This window comes from Aeromonas sp. (assembly GCF_050633025.1).
GTDB lineage: Bacteria > Pseudomonadota > Gammaproteobacteria > Enterobacterales > Aeromonadaceae > Aeromonas.
In genome coordinates this window covers 1-3,975 of the sequence record NZ_JBODRQ010000207.1, presented here as the reverse complement: position 1 = coordinate 3,975, position 3,975 = coordinate 1, and the positions used below count along the sequence as shown (strand labels likewise).

General features: G+C 60.2%; 4 protein-coding genes, 1 tRNA gene and 1 other annotated feature. Of the genes, 3 read left to right on the top strand and 2 right to left on the bottom strand.

The genetic code is table 11. The features are described 5' to 3' along the window. Window positions 1-119: a sequence feature (Phe leader region), on the top strand. 38 nt (window positions 120-157) lie between these two features. After that, window positions 158-1,330, top strand: a complete 1,173-nt coding sequence (gene pheA / locus ACRAUW_RS17230) for a prephenate dehydratase (RefSeq protein WP_431363253.1) — start codon at window positions 158-160, stop codon at window positions 1,328-1,330. A 76-nt stretch (window positions 1,331-1,406) separates the two neighbouring features. On the opposite strand, the gene ACRAUW_RS17225 is transcribed toward pheA, so the two are convergent. Together ACRAUW_RS17225 and ACRAUW_RS17220 are read right to left on the bottom strand one after the other, a co-directional pair. Further along, a complete protein-coding gene (locus tag ACRAUW_RS17225; protein WP_179903274.1) occupies window positions 1,407-1,832 on the bottom strand; it encodes an LPP20 family lipoprotein in 426 nt (141 codons plus the stop codon). A gap of 10 nt (window positions 1,833-1,842) precedes the next feature. Continuing rightward, window positions 1,843-2,463: a FlgO family outer membrane protein gene (locus tag ACRAUW_RS17220; RefSeq protein ID WP_431363252.1), complete on the bottom strand. Its 621-nt coding sequence runs from the start codon at window positions 2,461-2,463 to the stop codon at window positions 1,843-1,845. 214 nt (window positions 2,464-2,677) lie between these two features. Here ACRAUW_RS17220 and ACRAUW_RS17215 point away from each other — a divergent pair, with 214 nt between their 5' ends. After that, window positions 2,678-3,832, top strand: a complete 1,155-nt coding sequence (locus tag ACRAUW_RS17215; protein ID WP_431363251.1) for a flagellar assembly protein FlgT — start codon at window positions 2,678-2,680, stop codon at window positions 3,830-3,832. A gap of 50 nt (window positions 3,833-3,882) precedes the next feature. Further along, window positions 3,883-3,959: transfer RNA gene (locus ACRAUW_RS17210), tRNA-Arg, on the top strand. Window positions 3,960-3,975 lie beyond the last annotated feature (16 nt).

Sequence of the window (3,975 nt, the reverse complement as noted above, 5' to 3'; positions counted from 1 at the left end):
TATGCACGCACCATTCTTCTTTGCTTTCTCGTTTATCCGGCCCGCTTGAGGGAAGGCCTGTCGTCGTGTGAACAGAAAGCAAAGACGAATCAAGCCTCCCCTCGCGGAGGCTTTTTTTTGCATCAATATCAATCGATTACTTGGATAGGGAACAATCATGGCAACGCTCGACGAGATCAGACAAAACATCACCCGGTTGGATCAGGAGCTGCTTGCCCTGCTGGCGAAACGCAAGACCCTCAGCATCGAGGTCGCCCGTGCCAAGCAAGCCAACCCGCGCCCCATCCGTGACCACCAGCGGGAGCAGGAGCTGCTGGTCGCCCTGATCCAGCAAGGCCGCGTGCTTGGGCTGGATGCCCAGTACATCACCCGCATCTACCACACCATCATCGAGGACTCGGTGCTCTCCCAGCAGGCCTATCTGCAGAGCCTGCTCAACCCGGAGCAGCAGGAGCCGATGACCAGCGTCGCCTATCTGGGGCCGCGCGGTTCCTACTCCAGCCTCGCCGCTCGCAAATATCTGGCGCGCTACAAGGATCAGGTGATCGAGGTGAACTGCCAGAACTTCCGCGAAGTGCTGGATGCGGTGGAGTCAGGCCGCGCCGCCTTTGGCGTGCTGCCCATCGAGAACACCAGCTCGGGCTCCATCAACGAAGTCTATGACGTGATGCAGCACACCAGCCTCTCCATCGTCGGCGAGCTCACCTACCCCATCGAGCACTGCATCCTCACCGCCGTACCGACCGAGCTGAGCCGCATCAAGACCTTCTATGCCCACCCGCAGGTGTTCCAGCAGTGCTCTCACTATCTGAGCAAGCTGGAAGGGGCCCGTCACGAGATCTGTGACTCCTCCTCCAGCGCCATGATGAAGGTGAAGGAACTGGCCAGCCCCGAGGCCGCCGCCATCGGCAGCGCCGCTGGCGGCGCGCTCTATGGCCTGGACGTGCTGGCCGAGCAGCTCGCCAACCAGAAAGAGAACTACAGCCGCTTCATCGTGGTGGCGCGCAAGCCCATCGACGTGGCGCCGCAGATCCCGGCCAAAACCACCCTCATCATGTCCACCTCCCAGAAGCCGGGTTCGCTGGTCGAGGCACTGCTGGTACTGCGCAGCCACGAGATCAACATGACCAAGCTGGAGTCCCGTCCGGTGCAAGGCAACCCGTGGGAAGAGATGTTCTACCTCGACGTCTCCGCCAACCTGCAAACCCCGGCGATGCAGGCCGCACTGGTGGAGCTGACCAAGATCACCCGCTATATCAAGGTGCTTGGCTGCTACCCGAGCGAGGATGTGAAACCCACCGCAGTGCCGCCGGTGCTGATGGGGAGCTAACCAGCCCACCATGACAAAAGGCGAGCACCCTGCTCGCCTTTTGTTTTGATGCCTGTTTTCAGGTCAGGCAATCAACTCAGAACTGACCCGCCATCAACTGATTGATGTTGTAGAGAGCGCGGGTATCGAGCTCCATCTCGGTGGCATAGGTGTTACCGCGCGGATAGGAGGCCACCACCCGGGCACCACGCACCACACCGGCGACCGACACATCGAGCGAGTTGGAGGTCTGGGTCAGGTCACGATAGCTGCTCTGGCCGCGCACCTGCTGACCATTGAGCTGCTCGGCCAGCTCGCGATAAGCATCCATCTTGGAAGCGCGAATGGCTTGCAGCATCTTCTCCGACTGGGAGGGACCGGGCTGGATGTCGATCACCGCATAGCCCACCGCCTTGAGCACCGGAAAATCATCGGGCTTGCCTCCCTGGGTGTAATCCACCACCCGGTTGTAGCTGCAACCGGTAAGCAAGAGTGCCAACAGGCAACCAAGCAATATCTTCATGACTCGCTCCTCACGGCGTCAGGTTAACCAGATGACCACCCGGCCTCGCCTGACTGTCACGCATCAGATAACCGCGATTGATCGATGCCCGACCAAACGAGTTGTTGGCACCGAACAGATATTTTTGCGGGATCAGGCTCTGGGCCGTGGTCTCCACCATCTTGGTGCGCATGTCGATAACGCGGGCGTTGACCAGGATCCCCTTGCTATTGCGGCTGAAGGTGCCGACCAGAATGCGGGAGATCGGCAAACGGGAGGAGAGCTCCTTGTAGTTGCGGCTTAGCACGAAGTCTCCCTGCGGCGTTACCTTGATGCTGCCGGTCAGCTTGAAGTCCACCACCACCTCGCCGCGACGGTTAAGCTCGTAGATAAAGCTCTCCTCAATCTGCTGCCCCATCCAGTTGGTATCCTGCAGGGTATCGAGATCGACGAAAGAAGCCACCGCGATCGGCTCGGTCAGAGTAGTCGGCGATCTGCGCTCCATCAGCTGCTCGGTCATGCGCGCTACCAACCAGTTGAGCTCCATCCCCTGCGCCGCCTGGCGGGGGTCACCCTGATCCCGATCGATAGGGTCAGAGCCGCACCCGGTCAATGCCAGGGCGAGCGCCAACGCCGTGATGAGTTTGTTCATGGATACCTTTCCTGTATCTGCACCTGTGCACCTGACTTGTTATCGGACGCGCCGGACAAAGCTTGAGCCGGGAATGAGGCATGATTCTTGCTTTCTAATGGTCATCGTCAGCGCCAACATGCGCTGCCACTTGGAACATGTTGTGATCCATGTCGGCCAGCAGGTGCCATTTCCTCAAAATGGCGCGGCTGCCCGCCAATTCAAGGTATCAGCTATGAAATTACCGCTGCTGTTGACCCTGCTGCTGGCCAGCCTGAGCGCCCGCGCCGAGCTTATCGAAGCACAAGGCAGCGCCGCCATTCTGGGAGGCGATGAAGTCTATGCCCGCGAGCAGGCGACCCGCGACGCCCTGCGTCAAGCCTTGCTAGCCAGCGGCGCGGCCGTTTCCAGCGTGCAGCGTCTGGAAAATGGCAGTCTGCGTTCCGAGCAGATCCAGATCCGCTCCGGCGGTGACATTCGCCAGTACCGCCTCAAGCGTGAAGAGGTGCGCAACGGCCGCATGTACATCACGCTGGTGGCCGACATTCAGGCCGAGCGCCAGATCTGCCAGACCCAGCACTTCGCCAAGGATTTGACACTGGTCAGGCTACGCCTGCGCTATCCGGATCAGGCAAGCTATGGCGCCATGGACGACATGCCGGAAAACCTCTCGCGCCGGCTGTTCGAAACCCTCGCCAACGCCCCGCAAGGGGTCGCGGTGCGCCAGTGGCTGGATGAAAACCTGCGCATCGACCCGCTTCACCTGCAACAGGGGGATCGCAGCGCCCTCGAGGAGATCAAGGCACTCAGCCTGCGTACCGACAGCCAGTATCTGGTGCTCGGCAGCATCGACGATCTCTCCATCGAGCCGCAAGGCAACCAGCTGACCAGCTGGTATGAGGATCCCGTACGCAACTTTCGCATGCAGCTCTACCTGTTCGACGGCATCAACGGCAGCCTGGTCAACCGCAAGGTCTACGAAGGGCGCGCCACCTGGACCTTCGGCAAACGGGACCGGGTAGGCAGCAGCAGCGGCCAGTTCTGGCAGTCAAGCTATGGCCAGGAGGTCAACTACCAGTTGCAGCAGGCGGCTCAGGATCTGGTAGCCCAGCTCACCTGCGCCCCGGTCACCGCCCGGGTGGTCGGCCAGAACGAACGCGGCCCCTACATCAATCTGGGACGGCGCAACGGCGTCAAACTTGGCGACCAGTTCCGCATCCAGCACAACGCCGACTTCATCGACCCTTACGGCAAGTCGCGCATGATGCGCAACCCGGCCGACGGCCTGTTCGAGGTGGTACAGGTATTCGACGATGGCGCCATCATCAGCAGTCAGAACAAATATTCACCGTTTAACGTCCAGAATGGGGATTTGGCTGTATTGGAATAGAAATCAAGGGTTTAAAAGGGAGTTGCTTCTTGTATAATGCCAGCCACACAGCTCCCGTAGCTCAGCAGGATAGAGCGGTCCCCTCCTAAGGGACAGGCCACTGGTTCGACTCCAGTCGGGAGCGCCATATAAAACAAGGGGTT

Bases quoted from the DNA above. Each gene is read 5' to 3' on its own strand.
- pheA (WP_431363253.1), top strand. From the start codon at position 158: ATGGCAACGCTCGACGAGATCAGACAAAACATCACCCGGTTGGATCAG.
- ACRAUW_RS17225 (WP_179903274.1), bottom strand. From the start codon at position 1,832: ATGAAGATATTGCTTGGTTGCCTGTTGGCACTCTTGCTTACCGGTTGC.
- ACRAUW_RS17220 (WP_431363252.1), bottom strand. From the start codon at position 2,463: ATGAACAAACTCATCACGGCGTTGGCGCTCGCCCTGGCATTGACCGGG.
- ACRAUW_RS17215 (WP_431363251.1), top strand. From the start codon at position 2,678: ATGAAATTACCGCTGCTGTTGACCCTGCTGCTGGCCAGCCTGAGCGCC.